21 protein-coding genes, 1 other RNA gene and 1 riboswitch are annotated in these 20,587 nt (G+C 40.3%); of the genes, 18 read left to right on the top strand and 4 right to left on the bottom strand.

Annotated features, from left to right (window positions below):
* Positions 1-41: 41 nt before the first annotated feature.
* Positions 42-998, top strand: a complete 957-nt coding sequence (locus MKY11_RS10390) for a DUF2515 domain-containing protein (protein WP_342501393.1) — start codon at positions 42-44, stop codon at positions 996-998.
* A gap of 23 nt (positions 999-1,021) precedes the next feature.
* Here MKY11_RS10390 and sspM read toward each other — a convergent pair whose 3' ends face one another.
* Positions 1,022-1,126 carry an acid-soluble spore protein SspM gene (gene sspM, locus MKY11_RS10385; protein ID WP_017359731.1) on the bottom strand — a complete coding sequence of 35 codons (105 nt, stop codon included), beginning with the start codon at positions 1,124-1,126 and terminating at the stop codon, positions 1,022-1,024.
* A gap of 196 nt (positions 1,127-1,322) precedes the next feature.
* On the opposite strand from sspM, the gene MKY11_RS10380 reads away from it, so the two are divergent.
* The 3 genes from MKY11_RS10380 to MKY11_RS10370 all read left to right on the top strand — a co-directional run bounded on the left by MKY11_RS10380 (position 1,323) and on the right by MKY11_RS10370 (position 2,547).
* The gene (locus MKY11_RS10380; RefSeq protein ID WP_224558417.1) at positions 1,323-1,556 is read left to right on the top strand and encodes a DUF5446 family protein; all 234 of its coding nucleotides are present in this window, start codon (positions 1,323-1,325) and stop codon (positions 1,554-1,556) included.
* A gap of 49 nt (positions 1,557-1,605) precedes the next feature.
* Positions 1,606-1,986 carry a YppE family protein gene (locus MKY11_RS10375; protein ID WP_234710322.1) on the top strand — a complete coding sequence of 127 codons (381 nt, stop codon included), beginning with the start codon at positions 1,606-1,608 and terminating at the stop codon, positions 1,984-1,986.
* A gap of 108 nt (positions 1,987-2,094) precedes the next feature.
* A complete protein-coding gene (locus MKY11_RS10370) occupies positions 2,095-2,547 on the top strand; it encodes a YppG family protein (RefSeq protein ID WP_017359729.1) in 453 nt (150 codons plus the stop codon).
* 21 nt (positions 2,548-2,568) lie between these two features.
* Here MKY11_RS10370 and MKY11_RS10365 read toward each other — a convergent pair whose 3' ends face one another.
* Positions 2,569-2,988, bottom strand: coding sequence for an Hsp20/alpha crystallin family protein (locus MKY11_RS10365; protein WP_007500867.1), 420 nt, complete (start codon positions 2,986-2,988; stop codon positions 2,569-2,571).
* Between the two features lie 168 nt (positions 2,989-3,156).
* Between MKY11_RS10365 and MKY11_RS10360 the strand changes: the two genes are divergently transcribed.
* Positions 3,157-3,663, top strand: a complete 507-nt coding sequence (locus MKY11_RS10360; RefSeq protein ID WP_008344623.1) for a PTS glucose transporter subunit IIA — start codon at positions 3,157-3,159, stop codon at positions 3,661-3,663.
* 49 nt (positions 3,664-3,712) lie between these two features.
* On the opposite strand, the gene MKY11_RS10355 is transcribed toward MKY11_RS10360, so the two are convergent.
* Positions 3,713-4,831: an NADH-dependent flavin oxidoreductase gene (locus MKY11_RS10355; RefSeq protein ID WP_024718533.1), complete on the bottom strand. Its 1,119-nt coding sequence runs from the start codon at positions 4,829-4,831 to the stop codon at positions 3,713-3,715.
* A gap of 160 nt (positions 4,832-4,991) precedes the next feature.
* Between MKY11_RS10355 and MKY11_RS10350 the strand changes: the two genes are divergently transcribed.
* From MKY11_RS10350 to pbuX, 12 genes are all read left to right on the top strand, one after another.
* On the top strand, positions 4,992-7,238 hold the full coding sequence (locus MKY11_RS10350; RefSeq protein ID WP_342501392.1) for a DEAD/DEAH box helicase: 2,247 nt from the start codon (positions 4,992-4,994) through the stop codon (positions 7,236-7,238).
* Positions 7,239-7,261: 23 nt separating this feature from the next.
* Complete coding sequence (locus MKY11_RS10345; protein ID WP_135009780.1) at positions 7,262-8,509, top strand: ribonuclease H-like domain-containing protein; 1,248 nt, start codon at positions 7,262-7,264, stop codon at positions 8,507-8,509.
* A gap of 314 nt (positions 8,510-8,823) precedes the next feature.
* A complete protein-coding gene (gene cotD / locus MKY11_RS10340) occupies positions 8,824-9,060 on the top strand; it encodes a spore coat protein CotD (protein WP_072368252.1) in 237 nt (78 codons plus the stop codon).
* 49 nt (positions 9,061-9,109) lie between these two features.
* Positions 9,110-9,652 (top strand): DUF1273 domain-containing protein, encoded by a 543-nt coding sequence (locus MKY11_RS10335; RefSeq protein ID WP_202394241.1) that lies wholly within the window; start codon positions 9,110-9,112, stop codon positions 9,650-9,652.
* 75 nt (positions 9,653-9,727) lie between these two features.
* Entirely contained in the window at positions 9,728-10,033 is a 306-nt protein-coding gene (gene gpsB, locus MKY11_RS10330; RefSeq protein ID WP_008344631.1) for a cell division regulator GpsB, read from the top strand.
* A 60-nt stretch (positions 10,034-10,093) separates the two neighbouring features.
* Positions 10,094-10,475: RNase P RNA component class B (gene rnpB, locus MKY11_RS10325), an RNA gene on the top strand.
* 108 nt (positions 10,476-10,583) lie between these two features.
* Complete coding sequence (locus tag MKY11_RS10320) at positions 10,584-11,738, top strand: class I SAM-dependent RNA methyltransferase (protein ID WP_039165648.1); 1,155 nt, start codon at positions 10,584-10,586, stop codon at positions 11,736-11,738.
* 106 nt (positions 11,739-11,844) lie between these two features.
* Positions 11,845-12,042 carry a hypothetical protein gene (locus MKY11_RS10315; protein ID WP_017359721.1) on the top strand — a complete coding sequence of 66 codons (198 nt, stop codon included), beginning with the start codon at positions 11,845-11,847 and terminating at the stop codon, positions 12,040-12,042.
* Positions 12,043-12,117: 75 nt separating this feature from the next.
* On the top strand, positions 12,118-14,055 hold the full coding sequence (locus tag MKY11_RS10310) for an ATP-dependent DNA helicase (RefSeq protein ID WP_327859431.1): 1,938 nt from the start codon (positions 12,118-12,120) through the stop codon (positions 14,053-14,055).
* Between the two features lie 127 nt (positions 14,056-14,182).
* The gene (locus tag MKY11_RS10305; RefSeq protein ID WP_160757571.1) at positions 14,183-15,688 is read left to right on the top strand and encodes a carboxypeptidase M32; all 1,506 of its coding nucleotides are present in this window, start codon (positions 14,183-14,185) and stop codon (positions 15,686-15,688) included.
* A gap of 341 nt (positions 15,689-16,029) precedes the next feature.
* Positions 16,030-16,129, top strand: a riboswitch (purine riboswitch).
* Positions 16,130-16,247: 118 nt separating this feature from the next.
* Entirely contained in the window at positions 16,248-16,832 is a 585-nt protein-coding gene (gene xpt / locus MKY11_RS10300; protein ID WP_268382755.1) for a xanthine phosphoribosyltransferase, read from the top strand.
* Positions 16,829-18,148 carry a xanthine permease PbuX gene (gene pbuX, locus MKY11_RS10295; RefSeq protein WP_342501391.1) on the top strand — a complete coding sequence of 440 codons (1,320 nt, stop codon included), beginning with the start codon at positions 16,829-16,831 and terminating at the stop codon, positions 18,146-18,148. The genes xpt and pbuX overlap by 4 nt, the downstream gene beginning before the upstream one ends.
* Positions 18,149-18,212: 64 nt before the next feature.
* Here the strand turns inward: pbuX and MKY11_RS10290 are convergent, their stop codons facing one another.
* Positions 18,213-19,067, bottom strand: a complete 855-nt coding sequence (locus MKY11_RS10290) for a polysaccharide deacetylase family protein (RefSeq protein ID WP_342501390.1) — start codon at positions 19,065-19,067, stop codon at positions 18,213-18,215.
* A gap of 813 nt (positions 19,068-19,880) precedes the next feature.
* On the opposite strand from MKY11_RS10290, the gene MKY11_RS10285 reads away from it, so the two are divergent.
* Positions 19,881-20,387, top strand: a complete 507-nt coding sequence (locus MKY11_RS10285) for a GrpB family protein (protein WP_342501389.1) — start codon at positions 19,881-19,883, stop codon at positions 20,385-20,387.
* Positions 20,388-20,587: the final 200 nt, after the last annotated feature.

Below are 20,587 nucleotides of genomic sequence, written 5' to 3'. Positions count from 1 at the left end.
TTCAGCCTCCTTTTAATGCATTTTGTATTGGAGAGATCACCATGTTGTCACAACAAGAGCACATGATTACCCAGCATATTTTACATGAAACGAAAGCGAAAAATAAGGACAACCTGACAAGGACAAATGCGTACAAGCGCTTTTATGACCGTCATCCAGAGATGAAATGGTCTCTGCTTGCTTCTTTTGTCTCCAGAAATGCTGGATGGTCGATGACAGATTTAAAAGGCGAGCTCTTTCATCCGGGTTTAACGGATCAGCAAGGGCATCTGTTCTTTACAGCATATGAAAGAGCGAATTGGTTGATCTTTTCAGATGCTTACCCGCAGCTTCTCTTGTATGAATGGTCAAAAAGGTGCCGTAAACCTTTATTTCATCTGCTGCCCCATTTCGGTGTGTCTCGTTTTATGAGCGCTGAGTGGGAACGATTTTGGCAAACGCGTGACACAGAGCGACTGCTGCATGCACTCATCATAAATGAACAATATACTATACAATCTCCTATTATACAAAATCCTCTCCTGAAAAAGAATGTTTTTCACTCGATTCAATATCTTTTCAGCGAGTGGGCACATTTTCAAACCGTCGTTTTTCCGACAGTAGACGGGCATTTGTATGGGTTAACCATACGAAAGTTTTCCCAAGTAAAAGAGCGCATTACGTTAGGGAAAAAACTAGCAAAACTATTGTTTCGAGCCGATTTGTTTTCGGATTTTTATCATTTTTTGCATACCGTGCCGCATACGGGATCTCGATTTGATTTTGAACCGTTTTTAGGGATTGCGCGAAGGTCAAGCCCTTTCCTCAGAACGGTGTATCCAGTCATGACACATTCATTAGACGATCAAAGGGAAGATTGGTTTCAAAAGAAATTGAGTCGATCCTTGTTTGAAGCAGAGCGTTTACCAAAACAAATTGAGCTGACCGACTGGTATTTTCATAAAAAAAGGCAGCTTCGTTTTCTTTTCTCATTAGAACACTATTTTTTGCATAAATAAAAAGCAGGGGGTACCTGCTTTTTTTACGTGGATGGACGGTTAGGGCCGCCGAGCTTTTTATCAAGCTGATCTGTACTATTTTCTTTCCCTTTTGTTTTTTGCTCTTTTGGTGCTTGCTGCTTTTTCATGACATCTACCTCCTTTGTCCTTAGAATTTACACAATCGGACGCGATCATACAAAGAAGGACAAGCACGTGTCGAAATGGAAGAAATTGCGCTTATCTTCACTTAGATTGGCGATTTAGTTCTAGTTTTGTCATGTATGAAGGAGGGAGCAAAAGAAAAGAGAATGTAACGAGAGATGATAAAGGAGGAATCTGATGATGAGCGAATTTGTATCAAAAGAATCCATTATGCAGTTGTTAGAGGAAATTGAGCGAAAGATTGATGCGGTGGAAGAAGAACTGTCTTTAGCTGTCAAAAAAACAAAAAACGCTGCCGTAGAGGAGCAAGAACAAATCATTGACCGTCTTGAATCTGAAGTGAAGGAATGTGAATTGAAAATTCATGCAGCAGAGTATAAGCTGCAGGCAAGACCCGCATATCACGCCGGATAGCTTTTCTATTTGAGCAATAAGTAAACGTTTGATAGGATGGTTCATAGAGGTGAACACTTTGGACAATCAAACATTACTTAAACATACACAAGAGTTGATCACGTGGATCGAAGAAGCATACGAGCAGTACCTAAAGGGAAAGGCAGAAGAGGAATACCCAGTTTATGATTTTTACAACGATATTAGCCCGGCCGTTGTCAAATTTGATCAGCAAATGGAAGAGTGGCTTACTGCTGCTACCTCATTTATTCATCAGGCCAAACCTAGATACTTACATCAAGAACAGCTTGAAGCCGTCCAAGAAAATGGAAAAGAGGTTGTGCTGCAATCTTATTTTGGCAAACAGCATGCACCTCGTGTGAAAAATTTAGTTGAGTCAGTGATTTATACACTGAACCTTTTAATAGAAGAAATCAACAAACGCAGCTGATGAAACAGCCTGCGTTTTTCTTATGGCTGCTGTAGGCACATCTTCTGCTTCCTGAACATAATATATCATTGACTTCAATATGTTTTCAGAGCGAGAGGAGCGAGATACGTGTTCCCTTATTCAAACCAGCCATCTTATGAAATGAATCAATTTCAGCAACGGCCTTTTCCGTATCCAGATATGCAGCAGCCTCCGCAGCCTCCAGAATATTTCATGCCCCCATATCAAGGTGAAATGAACCAGCCGCCGTCTGCAGGTTATCAGCCGCCTTTTGGATATCAGGAAAACTTCCAGCCTTATCAGCCGCAGCCTGAAGCAATGAATCAGCCGCAAATGCAGCCGCCGGGCATGATGCCTATGCAGCAGCCTATGAATCCTTATCCTTTGCCAAGGCCGCAAAAACAGCAATCATCTCAATTTAAAAGTGTGCTGTCACAATTTAAAAAAACGAATGGGCAATACGATTTTAATAAAATGTTTGATACTGCTGGACAAATGATGAGTACAATGAATCAAGTGGGCTCATTGGCGAAAGGATTTACTAGTATTTTTAAAGCATAGCAAAACCCAATAGATATACATCTATTGGGTTGTTTGTTTTGGCGCAGTCACACGAAGTGATTGATCTTTCCAAACGCTCTTCATATTGGTTTCATCTATTTTTGCAGGCATTAAAATGGTTTTGGTAAAGCTCGAATAGGAGGAAGTCGTGTCTGTTTTGATTTTTTCCTGTACCGATAAGTGTAAATATTGCGCTTTCACTTCTAGTGCGATATCACCTTCGACAAAATGGTCTGGAAATCGAATCTCAATATATACATATTGATCATCTTCTGTCACATCGGTTGTAATGGATGCAAGTGAATGGCTCGTGGTCATCAGCGCCTCTGCACTATTTAAAATGTCGTGAAACGGCGATGATGCAAAAAATTGTTCAATCGCTTCATATAGAATGTCTTCATTTGCTAACAACTCGTGTTTCTTTTCACTTTCATGTTTCATTTGAATCACCTCTCATCTACAGCCTATGCAAAAGGGGCTCAGGCGGTTATCAATTGATGAGAGGAAAAAATTATGATTAAATAGTGTTGAATGAAGCAAGGTGTATGGGCGGGAAGGTTTATACGCTGAATAGATCTAGAAGCAAAGCTTGAAGGGAGCAAATGAACATTGCTGAAAAAATTATTCGGTTTCGGAAAAAACCAAGATGATGTAAAGGAAGAAGTCATTTATTCTCCAGTTGATGGTGAGTTAATGGATATGACCGATGTACCAGATCCCGTTTTTTCTCAAAAGATGATGGGAGACGGCGTAGCTGTAAAACCAAAAAACGGAACCATTGTGTCGCCAGTAGATGGTGAAATTATTCAACTCTTCCATACAAAACATGCAATTGGGATTCGAACACTCTCGGGGCTTGAGCTTCTGATTCATATCGGACTTGAAACGGTTGGATTAAATGGTGAAGGCTTTGAAGCACACATAAAAGAAGGGGATAAAGTGAAAGCAGGTGATCCTCTCATTACATGTGATTTAGCGCTGATTGAAGAAAAAGCGGCAAGCACAGTGACACCAATTGTCATCATGAATGGTGATTTAGTAGAACATCTTGACAAAGAACCTAAGGGCTCTGTAGAAAAGCAGACGTCCAAGCTTTTTACAGTGAAAATGAAATAATCCAAAAAAACTACCCTGAGTTGATAGGGTAGTTTTTTTATTGAGGAGATTAATCCTCCATTGGAACCCAGCCTTTACTTGCTTCCATGACAGTCCATAAACCCTCTGGAATCATGTACTTGTCTTTTTGACTGCGTTTAATGACGGTCTCAATCTCGTTTTCTCTGCCTTCTTTAATCTTTACTGCCCAATCGGGATCAACAATGACTTCTCTTGCAACAGCGATGAGTGGAATCCCTTGATTGTATGCATTCAGTGCATCCTCAGCTGTAATGACGCTGCCGACGCCGATGAGTGGAAGCGTGTCACCACAGCGCTCTTTTAATAACTCCATCCGCGTCTTACTTGTATCAGCACCACGTCTTGCCTTAGCGTCAATCTCCATTAAAGAAATATGCAAGTAATCAAGGTTTTTCGTCTTAAGTACGTCCACTAAAGTAAATGTTTCTGTCATGGTTAAACCAGGTGTTTCTGGTTCTTCAGGTGATAATCGATACCCAAAGATAAATGGTTTTGTTACATGCTCTTTGATTGCTTCTTTCACCGCATCTACAACTGCAATTGGAAATGCGAGACGTTTTTCTTCGCTTCCGCCCCATTGATCTGTACGCTGATTACTATGCGGGGAGTAGAATTGCTGTAATAAATATCCGTTCGCTCCATGGATTTCGATCCCATCAAATCCTGCTTGGATTGCACGCCTTGCTGCTTCTTTAAATGAGTCGATGATGTGAGGAATTTCTTCTTCTGTCAAAGCTCTCGCAATTTGTTTTCCATCTTTAAATACATCACTTGGCGCAACGACATCACCGTTTGGGACTAAATGAGGGAGAGCCTGAGAGCCGCCATGATGAATTTGCATAATGGCTTTTGTTCCTTTCGCTTGAATCGCAGAAGCAAGCTTTTGAAGGCCAGGTATATCTTCATCCCTTGCAATAGAAGGCTGTCCTTCAAACGCCTTACCATCTGGCGTCACGTTTGCACATGCGGTGATGACCATGCCCATTTCGCTTGATCTAGCGGTAATAAAATCAATTTCTTCCTTTGAGATCGTGCCATCCTCATGAGAACCGAAGTGTGTCATTGGTGCAACGACTAAACGGCCATCAATAGAGGCACCCCCTGGGAATGTAAAAGGTTCAAATAAAGGCTTAAATTCGTTTTTCAATCTGATCATCTTCTTCCTTGATAAAATCATTTCACTATAGAAGTGTAATAGATATTGTTACAACACATCAAAATATTTGCTCACAAGCGGTGCATCAAAAAATTGCCGCCTAGTCATGCAAACAAATATTCGGTACACTAGAATGAGAGGTGGATACCAGATGAAGAAGAAAACAATGAACGAACTCATAGAAGATTTAAAAAAAGACGAACAGGTCGAGCATTGGCATGAAATTGAAGAGAAGCCTGCACTGACTTCTCCAATTCCTGAAAGAGTAAATGACAGGCTCAAAGTGGCGCTTGAAAAAAGAGGTGTGAGCGAACTGTACATTCATCAAAAGGAAGCCTTTGAACGTGTGATGGATGGTGAGAATGTGGTGACTGTGACACCTACAGCTTCAGGTAAAACGCTTTGCTACAATCTGCCAGTTCTTCAGTCGATCGCAGAAGATCAGACAAGTCGCTCCCTCTATTTATTTCCAACAAAAGCACTTGCGCAAGATCAAAAAAGTGAATTAAACGAAATCATTCATGAGATGGATGTTCCAATTCACAGTGAAACCTATGACGGGGACACCTCCCCAGCGATTCGCCAGCGCGTCAGACAGGCAGGACATATTGTCATCACAAATCCAGATATGCTGCACTCAGCGATTTTGCCTCATCATACGAAATGGGTCAGTTTATTTGAGAACTTAAAGTATATTGTCATTGATGAACTTCATACATACCGAGGCGTGTTTGGCAGTCATGTTGCCAATGTCATTCGAAGACTAAAGCGAATTTGTGCATTTTACGGAAGTGACCCGACCTTTATTTGTACATCAGCGACCATTGCGAATCCGAAAGAGCTTGCAGAGCAGCTGACCGGAAGCAAGGTGCATCTCATTGAACGAAACGGAGCACCTAGCGGTAAAAAGAATTTTGTCTTTTACAACCCGCCAGTCGTCAATAAGCCTTTAAATATTAGACAAAGTGCGGCCACTGTTGTGAATCAGCTCGCTAAAACATTTTTAAAAGAAAAAATTCAAACGATTGTTTTTGCTAGAAGTAGGGTAAGAGTTGAAGTCATCCTAAGTCATATTCAAGAACTAGTGAAAAAAGAAATTGGTCCTAAATCGATCCGTGGTTATCGCGGGGGCTATTTGCCGAAAGAGCGGCGCATGATTGAAAAAGGCTTAAGGGAAGGAGACATTCTCGGTGTTGTCAGCACAAACGCACTAGAATTAGGAGTAGATATTGGACAGCTAAAAGTCTGTATCATGACCGGATATCCTGGCAGTGTAGCGAGTACGTGGCAGCAGGCTGGACGAGCTGGAAGGCGTCATGAGGAAGCACTCATTATCATGGTCGCAAGCTCATCGCCACTTGACCAATATATTGTCAGACACCCTGAATACTTCTTTAACAGACCACCTGAATCGGCCAGAATCAATCCTGAGAACCTTATCATCCTAGTCGATCATCTAAAATGTGCGTCCTACGAGCTACCGTTTCGAGAAGATGAACAGTTTGGCGGTATGGAAGTAGAAGAAATCTTGCAATACTTACATGAAGAAGGGGTTCTTCATTTCAGCGGGAACCGTTATTATTGGTCAGATCAATCGTTCCCGGCTCATGGCATCAGTCTGAGATCTGCAAGTCAGGAAAATGTCGTCATTGTCGATCAATCCGATGTAGCGAACGTTCGAATTATTGGGGAGATGGATCGATTCAGTGCGATGACTTTACTTCATGATGAAGCGATTTATTTACATGAAGGGGTTCAGTATCAAGTGGAAAAGCTAGATTATGAGCATCTTAAGGCTTATGTGAAACAAGTCGATGTAGAATATTATACAGATGCGAATTTAGCAGTTCAGCTCAAGGTGCTTGAAATTGATCAAACAACAGAGAAAGAGGCGGTATCTGTTCACTACGGTGATGTGACCGTCAATGCAATGCCGACCATTTTCAAAAAAATTCGATTATCTACCGGGGAAAATATCGGTTCCGGCCCGATTCACTTACCTGAAGAAGAGATTCATACGAGTGCTGCTTGGTTTGAATTACATGAAGCAGAGCGGACATTTGAAGAAAAAACACTTGAACAGCTCTTGCTCGGTATTGCCAATGTTCTTCAGCATATTGTTCCGGCGTTTGTCATGTGTGACCGTTCAGACATTCATGTCATTTCTCAAATAAAGGCAGCCCATAACGGGAAACCGACCGTATTTTTATATGATCATTACCCAGGTGGAATCGGTTTAAGTAAAGAGGTCCAGGCTCGCTTTGATGAAATTGCCCGTGCAGCCACTCAGCTGATTGAGCGATGCAGCTGCGAGAACGGCTGTCCATCTTGTATTGGCATGGAAATGAAAGAGATCGATGGAAAAAGCAGTATCATTCAATTGATGGCAGGATTTTAAGGAAAGGGGGAAAAGACGTACTCATGTCATTAAAAGGAAAATTAAACAGAATGAAAAAACACCTGTCGCACAATCAGTCAGATGAAAAGCGTGGGGCAGTAAAAGAGGGACAAACGCACACTGTGACGGCTGAAACCATACCATTTCTAAAAGAGTGGGGGGAATTAGGTGCAGCTCCTTACTACTTTGAAGACTCTTTCTGCCTCATTCGGGAAGTGACCTATCCACTTGACCATCAGCATGGGCGATATTCATTTGCAGAACTGCCGGAGATGGTGAGTGCATGGAACAAAAGTGAGATTCAGCATTCTCTTTCTGCAAAAGGCTACAAGCCTCACGAGCTATTTTTCTTCGATACAGAAACAACAGGACTATCTGGCGGAACGGGAAATATGATTTTTCTACTTGGGCATGCGAGAGTTTATTCAGATAAAGTGGTGGTAAAACAACATTTGCTCACGAATCCAGGAAATGAAGCGGCACTTTACAATAGCTTTCTTAGTGAGGTGGATGTTGAATCGCTAGTGACATATAATGGAAAATCATTTGATTGGCCTCAAGTCAAAACGAGGCATACATTATTACGCGATCAAATACCTGCTCTACCTGAATTTGGTCATTTTGACCTTCTGCATGGGTCAAGGAGATTGTGGAAACATAAATATGAGCGTATGGCTCTTTCGGTTGTAGAAAAAGAGGAACTGCACGTCAATCGAGAGGGAGATACACCGGGGTTCCTCGCACCAATGATCTATTTTCACTTTTTAAAGGAACAAAACCCGAAACTGATTGAAGGAATTTTGACTCACAATGAACTTGATGTCTTATCGTTAATCAGTCTCTACATTCATTTGTCTAAAAAAATCTTATCCAAAGATGCGGTGAAGGAAGACGATGAGAAATATGCATTAGCTAAGTGGCATCTTGCTCACCGTGATGTGCAGGAAGCAACAAAGCACCTGCAAGAATTAACGGGAGCAGCGTTTGAGCATGCGGATCAAGCAGCTTATGATCTATCGTTACAGTACAAGCGATTAAAACAATGGGATAAAGCGGCATGCATATGGAGACGTCTATTTGAATCAAGTGATGTTCATTTAAGATTAAAAGCGGGTGTAGAGCTTGCAAAGTATGAAGAACACCGTCAAAAAGATCCAAAAGCAGCCCTTTCCATTACCCAAACATTGTTATCACGATCGTCTTTAAGTGAACGAGACATTGTGGAACTTGACAAGCGAGAAAAGCGGCTCTTAAGAAAAGCTGGGCAATGAAATTATTGCCTGGGAAAGCGCAAAAAAAGACAACGTTCGGCTCTCGGCCGAAAATAAAAATTGTTTAGCACTTTTATTGTAGAAAAGTCACGAATCCTGTAAAATAACGTTAGATATTGAATGAGGAGCGTAGAGCATGTATAAGGGTCTTTTCTACTTGTTTTTTCTTGTTGTCATATTGGTCGCTTTTGTGTTTTCAAACTATAAAGATGTTTTTCTTGCAAACTTTTAAAATAGGTTAATGCATTAGTACATGTACACCTCTTGATTCATACATTATTAATGTAAGAAAATCAAGGAGAGGGGAATGCTACATGTACCATCATCATCATTGCAATCCAAATGTTACACAGCCAATTGTACATCCAACGAATCACTGCTGTACGCACAGTGAGTCAACTACAATTGTGCCGCACATCCACCCGCAGCATGTAACAAATGTTCATCACCAAAATTTCCAACATGTTCACTACTTCCCGCATACGTTTTCTCAGGTGGACCCGGCAACACATCAACACTTTAACTGCGGTGGACCTTGCTGTAACAGATAAAGTGAAATGGGACTTTTATAAGTCCCTTTTTTTAAAAGCAGGTGAAAAAATGAAAATTATTGCTGTCACAGGGTACAAGCCATTTGAGCTTGGGATCTTCAAACAAGACGAGCCTGCACTTCAATACATAAAAGCGGAACTTCGGAAAAGGCTGACGGCACTCATTGAAGACGGGCTGGAATGGGTGCTCATTTCAGGTCAGTTAGGGGCAGAAATATGGACAGCTGAAGTGGTCTTTGAGCTTCAAGAGGAGTTTCCAGATTTAAAACTTGCTGTCATTACACCATTTTATGAACAGGAAGAGCGCTGGAATGAACAAAATAAAGAGCTGTATGAAGGCGTTCTTGCACAAGCTGATTTTGTAGAAAGTGTCACGCATAGACCGTATGAAAGTCCGGCACAATTTAAACAAAAGAACCGCTTTTTTATTGAAAAAACGGACGGCCTTCTCGTCTTATATGATCCCGAGCACGAAGGCTCGCCAAAATATATGATCAAAGAAGCTGAAACCTATACCGACTACCCAATTATGTATATCACAATGGATGATTTAAGAGCACAGGTTGAGGCGGAAGATCCGTTTTTTGACTAAAAGCAAGAGAAAATTTGACAACGTCACGTATTTCTGAAAAAATATACTATGAATTCACGATATGAGGTGAAAAAGATGCTTGCTGATAAAGTAAAGCTTTCTGCGAAAGAAATTTTAGAAAAAGAATTTAAAACAGGTGTCCGAGGGTATAAACAAGAAGAAGTCGATAAATTTCTAGATATGGTCATTAAAGACTATGAGACATTCCATCAAGAAATTGAAAAACTCCAACAAGAAAACCTTCACTTGTCAAAACAGCTTGAAGAAGCGGTTGAGCAAGGGAAAAGACAGCCTGCACAGTCCAATACAACAAACTTTGATATTTTAAAAAGACTATCTAATCTTGAGAAACACGTTTTCGGCAGCAAACTTTATGATTGAGTAATACCAAAAAAGCTTGTGTCAGATGACATTGTCGTTTATAATAACGCATGTTGATTAACGTTCGGGTAATCGCTGTAATGCTTTGACATTGCAGAGGAAAGTCCATGCTCGCACGGTGCTGAGATGCCCGTAGTGTTCGTGCCTGGCGAAAAAATAAGCCAGGGCAGCCTGGGAAAGGCTGACGGCAGGAAAAATGCCTACGTCCTTTTAGGATATGGCAAAGTATCCTTGAAAGTGCCACAGTGACGAAGTCTCACTAGAAATGGTGAGAGTGGAACGCGGTAAACCCCTCGAGCGAGAAACCCAAACTTGGTAGGGGAACTTTCTCAAAGGAACCAAACGGAGAGAAGGACAGAGAATTCTGTAGATAGATGATTACCACCTGAGTACGAGGTTTTTGCCGTTTGCAGTACGATGGAACAAAACATGGCTTACAGAACGTTATATCCGTTATCATAAACATGATGAAATCAAAGCTCTCCTATTTCTACATATGGAGAGCTTTTATCTTGATTAAGAAAAGAACGAGAAAACAGGTGATAAACAAATGAAAACCTATACACTCATCGCAACAGCGCCAATGGGAATTGAAGCGATTGTTGCAAAAGAAGTAAGAGACCTTGGGTATGAGTGCACTGTAGATAACGGAAAAGTCATTTTTCAAGGAGATGCACTTGCCATTTGCCGTGCGAATCTATGGCTGCGTACAGCAGACCGGATCAAGGTCCAAGTTGCTGAATTTTCGGCTAGAACATTTGATGAGCTTTTTGAACAGACTAAAGCCATTGACTGGGCCGCATTTTTACCGAAAAATAGCACATTTCCCGTCATTGGTAAATCTGTTAAATCTCAGCTTGCCAGTGTGCCGGATTGTCAGCGCATCGTCAAAAAGGCTATCGCGCAAAAACTTAGATCATCTTACAACATACAGTCTGAATGGCTAGAAGAGACAGGCCCTGAATACAAAATCGAGGTAGCGCTTTTAAAAGATAAAGTATTGCTGACGCTTGATACGTCTGGTGTGGGTCTTCATAAACGTGGATACCGTGCAGATCAAGGGGGCGCGCCGATTAAAGAAACCCTTGCAGCGGCGCTTGTCTTATTAACGAACTGGACACCTGACCGTCCGTTTGTCGATCCTTTTTGCGGATCAGGAACAATTGCTATTGAAGCAGCGATGATTGGACAAAACATTGCTCCTGGATTTAACCGTGAGTTCGCATCTGAATCATGGGAATGGATCGGTGAGGACGTTTGGAACAAAGCACGCCTTGAAGTAGAAGAAAAGGCGAATTATGATCAGCCGCTTCACATTATCGCGAGCGATATTGATCATCGTATGGTAGAGATTGCGAAACTGAACGCAGAAGAAGCTGGACTTAGTGAATTGATTCAATTTAAGCAAATGCAAGTGAAAGACTTTCAAACAAAAGATGAGTATGGTGTGATTGTCGGAAATCCGCCTTACGGTGAACGTCTCAGCGATAAGCCAGCTGTGGAAAAAATGTATCAAGGCATGGGCGAAGCATTGAAAAACCTAGATACGTGGTCCATTTACATTTTAACGTCACATGAAAAATTCGAAGAGTGTTTCGGAAGAAAAGCGACGAAAAAGAGAAAACTGTTTAATGGATTTATTAAAACAGACTATTATCAATACTGGGGAAAACGCCGGCCTAGGAAGCAAACAACTGAATCGTAACAAATGTCCACACCACGAGAAGGTGTGGATTTTTTTATGCTAAAAAGGTATAAGTCTTGACGGGACGGAATAAACTGAACTTGATTTTAAAAAAAGAGGTGTCTTCATGATTCATTATGATCAATTTCAGTTAATTCAAAAAGCACTCGCTTCAACAGCCCGAGAAATAGAAGGGATTGAAACGGGACAATCTGCTAAACTTACGGCAGCCATCGAGAACTTAGCAATGGCTCAAAACTACATAGACCATTCAGAGCACGCATTTTTAATGAAGGAAAGCTACCAGCATCGCCTGCGCTCTTAAAAAAAGATTGTCATACCCCAGCATAAATGTTACTATTGAATGTCTGAATGATTCAAAAGTTGGGGGTTGAAGCAGGTGACAGCATCTCGTTTGCCTTTTTCATTAACAAAAGAACATAATTTTTACGAAGAACTGGGCAACTGGATTGGTGATGTGTTTTATGACATTTTGCCAGAAAAGGGCTTTGATCTTCGAGATGAACAAATATTTATGGCTTTTCAGTTAGAAAGAGCCTTTAAAGAAAAAAGTGTGATGTTTGCCGAAGCTGGGGTAGGCACAGGCAAAACAATCGTTTATCTTTTATTTGCGGTCACATATGCAAGATATACAGGGAAACCTGCGATCATTGCATGTGCAGACGAAACGTTAATTGAACAGCTGGTCAAACAAGAAGGTGATATCTATAAAATTGCCAATCACCTTGATATTCAAATAGATGCGAGATTAAGTAAATCGCATGATCAATATTTATGCTTAAAGAAACTAGAGAAAACGATGCAACGTGAAGATGATGAGAAGTGGCTCGACATTTATGAATCGCTTCCTTCATTTGTTCATGAATCTCATGGGATGCAGACATTTTATCCGTATGGTGATCGAAAAGAGTATCCAGAATTAACAAATGATGAGTGGTCAAGAATTGGTTATGACTCTTTTCAGGACTGCTTAACGTGCGACATGCGGCATCGCTGTGGCTTGAATTTATCAAGAGACCATTACCGAAAAGCAACAGACCTCATCATTTGTTCTCATGACTTTTACATGGAGCATGTATGGACAAAGGAGTCACGTAAACGTGAAGGACAGCTGCCGCTCCTTCCTGAGCATAGCTCTGTTGTATTTGATGAAGGGCATCTTCTTGAGTTTGCAGCACAAAAAGCGCTAACATACCGAGTGAAACAATCAACACTTGAGACGTTTTTGGAGCGTCTTTTGCAAAATGATATTCGTGAAGAGTTTGCAGAGCTTGTTGAAGATGCACTTGCAACAAACGATCAGTTCTTTTATCTCTTAAAAACGAATGCCAAAGAAATCAAAGGATCACACCGTCTTGAAATTGGTCGTGTAGATGAGGTAAAGCGTTCAGCAAGTGAATTATGTGATTTGCTTGAGAAGATTGGAGAAGCGCTCGTATTTGAATCAGAGATGTACACAATTGATCAATACGAATTGTCTGTTGTGGAAGAGTACATTGAACAGATGGCGTATTCTTTGTCGCTTTATCAGAAAAATGCCATTAGCTGGCTGGAGAAGCAGGAATTAGATACCACCTTTGTCGTCATGCCAAAAACGGTAGCAGAAGTTCTCGGTGAAAAGGTATTTTCGCAAAAAATCCCTTATATTTTCTCATCTGCTACGTTGTCTGAAAATCAATCATTTGATTATTTAGCTGAAAGCCTTGGGATCAAAGATTATTTATCCATGAGTGTGGCTTCGCCGTATGATTATGAGGAGCAAATGCAAATGTATTTCCATGGAATTCAGCAGCCAATGACAGAGTCAGCTGTAAAAGGTCAGCACGTGCTATCTCAGGTAAAAGAAAATGGCGGTCGATCTCTTATTTTATTCCCTTCATTTGATGAACTGCATGTATTTAGAAAGCAGCTCGAAGCATCAAATGAATCACTGCCTTTCCATGTGTATTTTGAAGGAGACGAGGAGATCAGTACCATTGTTCAAAAGTTCCAAGCGGATGAAACATCTGTGTTATGTTCCGTTCACTTGTGGGAAGGGCTGGATATTCCAGGACAGTCTCTAACAAATGTGGTCATTTGGGGACTTCCATATCCACCGCATGACCCAGTATTTGAAGCAAAACGGAATGAAGCGAAAGATGCATTTACTGAAGTAGACCTTCCGTACATGCTGCTTCGTCTAAGGCAGGGCATTGGGAGACTGATTCGGACAAGCCAAGATGCTGGCAGCATTCATATTTACTTTGGCAGTCAGAAAGATATTGAGCTGCAAAGTAAAATTGAATCCGTTCTTCCAGTAAAGCCAGTGATCTCTTAATGATAGAAAACCATTCAATAAGAGGAGGATACGATCAGCGTATCCTCCTTTTTCATTGACAAAAGAACATTTATTGAAGTAGCCTTGAAACGTACATACATATTTTATTGATTGGGGGAACGAACGCATGAGTCTTGAATCAAAAGAGAAAGCGTTTTATCAATTACTAGGAAAAATCGCCCATTATACAGAGGCGCTTCATTTACTTTATTGGGACTCTCGAACACAAGCGCCTAAAAAAAGCGCTGATTTCAGAGCAGAAACCATCGGTCAATTATCCAGCGATATCTTTAATATGAAGACTTCTGATGAAATGAGAGATCTTCTTGAAGCATTAAATAAAGAGAAAGAAAAGCTGTCAAAAGACACGCAGAAGGCACTCGAATTATCGCAAAAAGAATATGATGAAAACAGCAAAATTCCAAAAGAAGAATTTAAAGAATACTCCATTCTACAATCAAAAGCAGAGCATGTTTGGGTAGAAGCAAGGGAGAAATCAGATTTTTCACTCTTTGCACCCTATTTAAAACAGCTGATTGATTTTAACAAGCGTTTCATCCAGTACTGGGGCGTGAAAAAAACACCATATGATGTGCTGCTCAATAATTATGAGCCGGATATGACGGTTGAACAACTCGATCAAAAATTCGGTGCACTTCGAGACGCCATCGTTCCTCTCGTGAAAAAAATTGAAGCTTCGCCAAATAAACCAGATACTTCGTTTTTATCGAAAAGCTTCCCGATCGACAAACAAAAAGAGCTGAGTCTCTTTTTCTTAAAAGAGTTAGGGTATGACTTTGACGCAGGACGACTTGATACAACGGTTCATCCATTTGCTGTGACATTAAGCAGAGGGGATGTACGTGTGACGACGCGTTATGATGAGCACGATTTTCGAATGGCGATCTTTGGCACCATTCACGAATGCGGCCACGCCATTTATGAACAAAATATTGATGAGGCACTGAGCGGAACGCTCTTATGTGACGGCACATCAATGGGTATTCATGAATCACAGTCTCTTTTCTTTGAGAATTTTATCGGCAGACATGAAGATTTCTGGAAAACGTATTATCAAAAGCTGCAAGAGGCATCTCCTGAACAATTTAAAGATGTCACTTTAGAAGAATTTGTGCATGCGGTGAATGAATCGAAGCCGACTTACATTCGAATTGAAGCAGATGAACTCACGTATCCGCTTCATATTATTATTCGCTATGAAATTGAAAAAGCCATTTTCAATGAAGAAGTAGCCGTTGAAGACTTGCCAGCGTTATGGAATGAAAAATATAAAGCATATCTTGGCATTACGCCGCCTAACGATGCGCTTGGTATTTTGCAGGATGTTCACTGGTCAGATGGTAGTTTTGGATATTTCCCTTCATATGCACTTGGTTATATGTATGCGGCGCAATTAAAGCAGCAAATGATCAAAGATTTACCGAATTTTGATGAACTGATTCAAAATGGGTCTTTTGCACCGATAAAAGAATGGCTAACTGAACATGTCCACAAGCATGGAAAACGGAAAAAGCCATCTGAGATCATTCAAGACGCAACTGGTGAAGAATTAAATGTTCAATACTTAATTGATTATTTAACAGATAAGTACACGAAACTATATTTATCATAAATGAAAGGCACCCTTTGATCAGAAGGGTGCTTCAGCGTGTAGACAAACCCTCGCATTCGTTGTCAGGGTCTGCGCGCCGGTGCTCACGAATGTTAAATTCGCTCTGCTCCGGTGCTCGCCCTTCCTAGACTGCAAAGGTTTTCTATCACGCTGAAAAGAAGACAAAGGGCTAAAATAAAGTTCATTTTAGCCCTTTGTCAACAATCTGAGGCACCCTTTAATCAGAAGGGTGCTTTTTTGCTGCTTGAATATTCTAAAAACGAACGTTTAAAGCTTAATGATTATTTAAGTTCGGTATTTTTCTAGAAAAGTGCTTTCCAAGCGTCTGAAATCTTGTTATAATTTGAACACTATGAAACACTCATATAATCGCGTGATGAAGGCACGCAAGTTTCTACCGGACACCGATACCGTCCGACTATGAGTGAGCAAAATGAAACAGCTTTTGTATGAGCTGAAGATCCCGTGGATCGTTTTCGCATTGCTTGCTCCTTAATGGACAGCAATGCTTTTTTTATGCAAAAAAATGAAAGTTGCTAATATGCTGGGAGGAAGAATGATGGAATTGTTACGTCAAAAGATCGAGAACGAAGGAATCGTTCTGTCAAATCAAGTGCTAAAGGTAGATGCTTTTTTAAATCATCAAATTGACCCTGTGTTAATGCATGAGATCGGTCAAGAGTTTGCTAGATTATTTAAGAATGATGGAATTACTAAAATTATCACAATCGAATCTTCTGGTATTGCACCTGCTGTCATGGCTGGGCTTGCCCTTCATGTGCCAGTTGTTTTTGCCCGAAAGCGGCAATCACTGACTTTAACGGATAACCTTTTGACAGCAAGTGTGTATTCTTTTACCAAAAAAGTAGAAAGTACGATCGCCGTCTCTAACACGCACCTTAGTGAGGATGATTGTGTGTTAATCATCGACGACTTTTTAGCAAATGGAGAAGCCGCTAAGGGACTAGCTGCAATCGCAAAGCAAGCGAAAGCAAAAGTAGCTGGTTTTGGAATTGTTATCGAGAAATCATTCCAGCCTGGAAGAAAAGAGCTTGTGCAAATGGGCTATAGAGTCGAGTCACTCGCACGTATCGAATCGCTTGAGGAAGGAAAAGTCACGTTTGTACGCGAGGTACAATCATGAGTGCCACTAAAAAAGCCAAAACCCTTTCGCTAGGGATACAGCATGTACTGGCGATGTATGCAGGTGCGGTTCTTGTCCCGCTCATTGTTGGAGATGCGCTTGGGCTCACGCCAGCCCAGCTGACGTACTTAATTTCGGCAGATATTTTCATGTGCGGTGCCGCCACACTGCTTCAAGTATGGAAAAACCGCTTTTTTGGCATCGGTTTGCCTGTTGTACTAGGCTGTACATTTACTGCGGTATCTCCTATGATTGCGATTGGCTCTAAATATGGAATTTCATCTATATATGGAAGTATTATCGCCGCAGGGTTTATTGTCATTGCTCTTTCATTTTTCTTTGGGAAGCTTGTGAAATTCTTCCCGCCCGTTGTCACAGGTTCCGTCGTCACGATCATTGGAATTACCTTAATTCCGGTAGCCATGAACAATATGGCAGGTGGTGAAGGAAGTGCAGACTATGGTTCTTTTGAGAATCTTGGACTTGCTTTTCTAGTGTTGTTTATTATTGTCCTTCTCTATCGATTTACAAAGGGATTCATGAAAGCCATTGCCATCTTAATCGGCATTCTACTTGGGACAGCAGTTGCTGCTTTCTTAGGGAAGGTGGAGACGGCAGAAGTGGCGAATGCACAAGTTTTCCGCATCATTGAGCCTTTTTACTTTGGGTTGCCTACTTTTGAGTTTGCACCAATCATGACGATGACATTAGTTGCCATTGTGTCATTAGTCGAATCAACGGGTGTATACTTTGCGCTCGGAGATTTAACGAATCGTTCATTAAAAGAGAAGGATTTAGCAAAGGGATATCGTGCAGAGGGAATTGCCGTCTTATTAGGCGGTATCTTCAACGCTTTTCCATACACAGCCTACTCCCAAAACGTTGGATTGATCCAATTAACAGGTGTGAAGAAAAATCAGGTCATTGTGGTGACAGGTGTATTATTAATGGTATTTGGCCTTTTTCCTAAAATCGCGGCATTTACAACGATTATTCCAAAATCCGTTCTAGGCGGTGCAATGGTCGCCATGTTTGGCATGGTCATTGCGTACGGGATTAAAATGCTCTCACGCGTCGATTTTGCCAAACAGGAAAACTTACTCATTGTCGCATGCTCAGTTGGCATCGGGCTCGGAGTAACGGTGGTACCACAAATGTTTGATCATTTGCCAGAATCGATTAAATTGTTAACAAGTAACGGAATTGTCGCCGGAAGCTTTACCGCTATTTTGCTTCATATTATTTATCACATGATTCCTTTTAAAAAAGAAACAGAGCAGGAGCTAATGGAAGAACCTAAGCAATCTGTTATGTAAACACTTCTCTTGGAGAGGTGAAAGCCCGCATCCTTTGGATACGGGCTTGTTGTGATTAGTGCTATTAATGTTGTACCGGCGGCATTGTTTCGTTAATGACTGCAAATGTATAGCCCCTTGCTTTTAGTTGTGTAATCAGGCTATCTAAATAGTTCGTGGTAGAGGGTTGATCATGCATTAAAATAACTTTTGGTTCCCATGGTTTATTTTTCTCAAACATTTGCAGTTGATTCAATACCTCTGGAACATATTGTGAGTTTTTATATCTCCAGTCAAGGCTATCAATCGTCCAATCCCAGTAAATAAAGCCATTTTGGTTTAAACGTACTTTTTGATCATATGTTAAATTTGGAACACTGCCATAAGGTGTTCTCACAAGACGGGTGTAAACGCCTGTAACAGAAGCAAGAATGAGCTGAGCTTCTCTCATTTCATTTGCGGGAGACTCACTGTTCTGATAAAAGCGGTTTATATCATGCGTCATGCCATGAAGCCCTAATTGATGTCCTTCTTGATAAAGTCTTTTCACAGTTGCTTGGTGAGCTTGGATTTGCGGTCCAAGCATGAAGAATGTCGCCTTCACTTGATGTGCTTTTAAGACATTTAACAGCTGATTTGATGTAGCAGAAGGGCCATCATCAAATGTTAAAAAGACCGTTTTATTCGTTGTCTGTTGGTTTGGATTGGTCTTAAATTGTTGATCCAATGTTCTTGTAGAATGATCTTTTGCTTTCAGACTGATACTTGTGTCTCGGAAGTCACTGCTAGTAACAATTTTTGCTTGCCCATTTGTCGCCTGCAAATGGGGTTTAGACATATCCCAGATAAAAACGAGAAACAGTGTAAGAAGCACTAAACCAATTATCTTCGAGAGAAATATCGTGTTGTAGGGTGTCTGTTTTTTGGACACCTTTTTCATGACAATCACTCCAGTCAATTAAATTTTGTGCCGAATCATGTAGTAGATTCTGTCTTTTTTCACTGTTTTTCATGGTGTTCATATTGATTAAGTATACAGGAAAAAAACACCTTTTTATATATAATCATCAAATAAATTAGCATTTTATGGTTATTTTTTTGTGTTGATCAGAAAAAAAGGTGATCCATTCATGTTTAAATGAAATAATTCTGAATAATGATCGAAACGTTGGTATTTATACGCTAAGATAGCAACAGATTTAACCATTAATGCGAAGTGAAAGGAGATTCCGTATGAAAGTGTTGTAAAATGACGATTTCATTGAAAAAAGGATGCTCAAGTGGATATTGGAGATAGAGGCTATCAATCGCGAATACATAGAGAAAAGCTCTTACCCTACAAAATAAAGAAGAAACAAAAGGAAGCAAAGTCAGTACAACTGAATCAGAGATTGGCTACTATGTAAAAGGTGAATGTGAAAAGTCATTTGCTTATTCCTTTCATACAGCACTTTTACTTGAAGTAAAGGTGGGGTTTGTCTACGGTCTGCACTTCTCATTTGAGAGGTGTTTTTTTGCATAAAGCTATGTTAAATAACTCTATTAATAATCGGTTGAAGGGAATTTTTGTTCTTTAGATATAAAATAAGATGAGAGTGAATTGTTAAGAATCGTATTGAATGACATCAACCAAGAAATAGATCTAAACGAATAGGATGATTGTTGAAATCTGTCTGCTCTCTCCATATGGGACTTATGATAAAGTTGGTTTATTAACATTCTCCAAATGGGTGTTAAAAGGTGGGATAAGTAAATGTTAGGATTACCAAGAGGGGAAGTTTTTTTAGTTCCTTGGTCTATTGAGTGGGCAAAAGAATTTGAAAGTGAAAAGCGAAAGATAATAGGTGATATTGGTCAATACATAATCAATGTACACCATATTGGAAGTACAGCAGTAAAAGGTTTAAGCGCTAAGCCAATTATTGATATTGCCATTGAAATAGAACATTTTTTTGATGGAGAAAAATGTGTAATAGCGTTGGAAGCACTCGGTTACTCATATAAAGGAACAGACGTATTACCTGAAAGACACTACTTTAATAAAGGAGAACCACGAACACATCAAATCCATATGTACCAAAGACATAATAAGTATTTACTTGAACAGTTAAATTTCAGAGATTACTTGAGAAATAATGAGCAAGCTAGAAGTGAGTACCAACAGCTTAAACTTAAATTATCAAGATTACATGGAAATGACAAACACAAATACGCACATGAAAAAACTGATTTTATTAAGTCAATCCTTGAAAAGATTTAGGTGAGGGTTTGCTCTTTAGATGTTCATAAGAGAGGTCATTCACAGAGGAACTCCCAATTAACGGAGTTCTTTTTTTTCATTAAATCACCATTATTTTTGAACATAAATTGCATAAAAAAAGCAGGTTCGCTTGGCTTGGAACGAACCTGTGAAGGAGGAAAACTACATCATGTTTTCACCTATATTATCCAATATTTATC

It is taken from the genome of Bacillus sp. FSL W7-1085, assembly GCF_038595035.1.
In the GTDB taxonomy this organism is placed as follows: domain Bacteria; phylum Bacillota; class Bacilli; order Bacillales; family Bacillaceae; genus Bacillus; species Bacillus altitudinis.
This window is presented reverse-complemented; position numbering and strand designations above follow the sequence as displayed.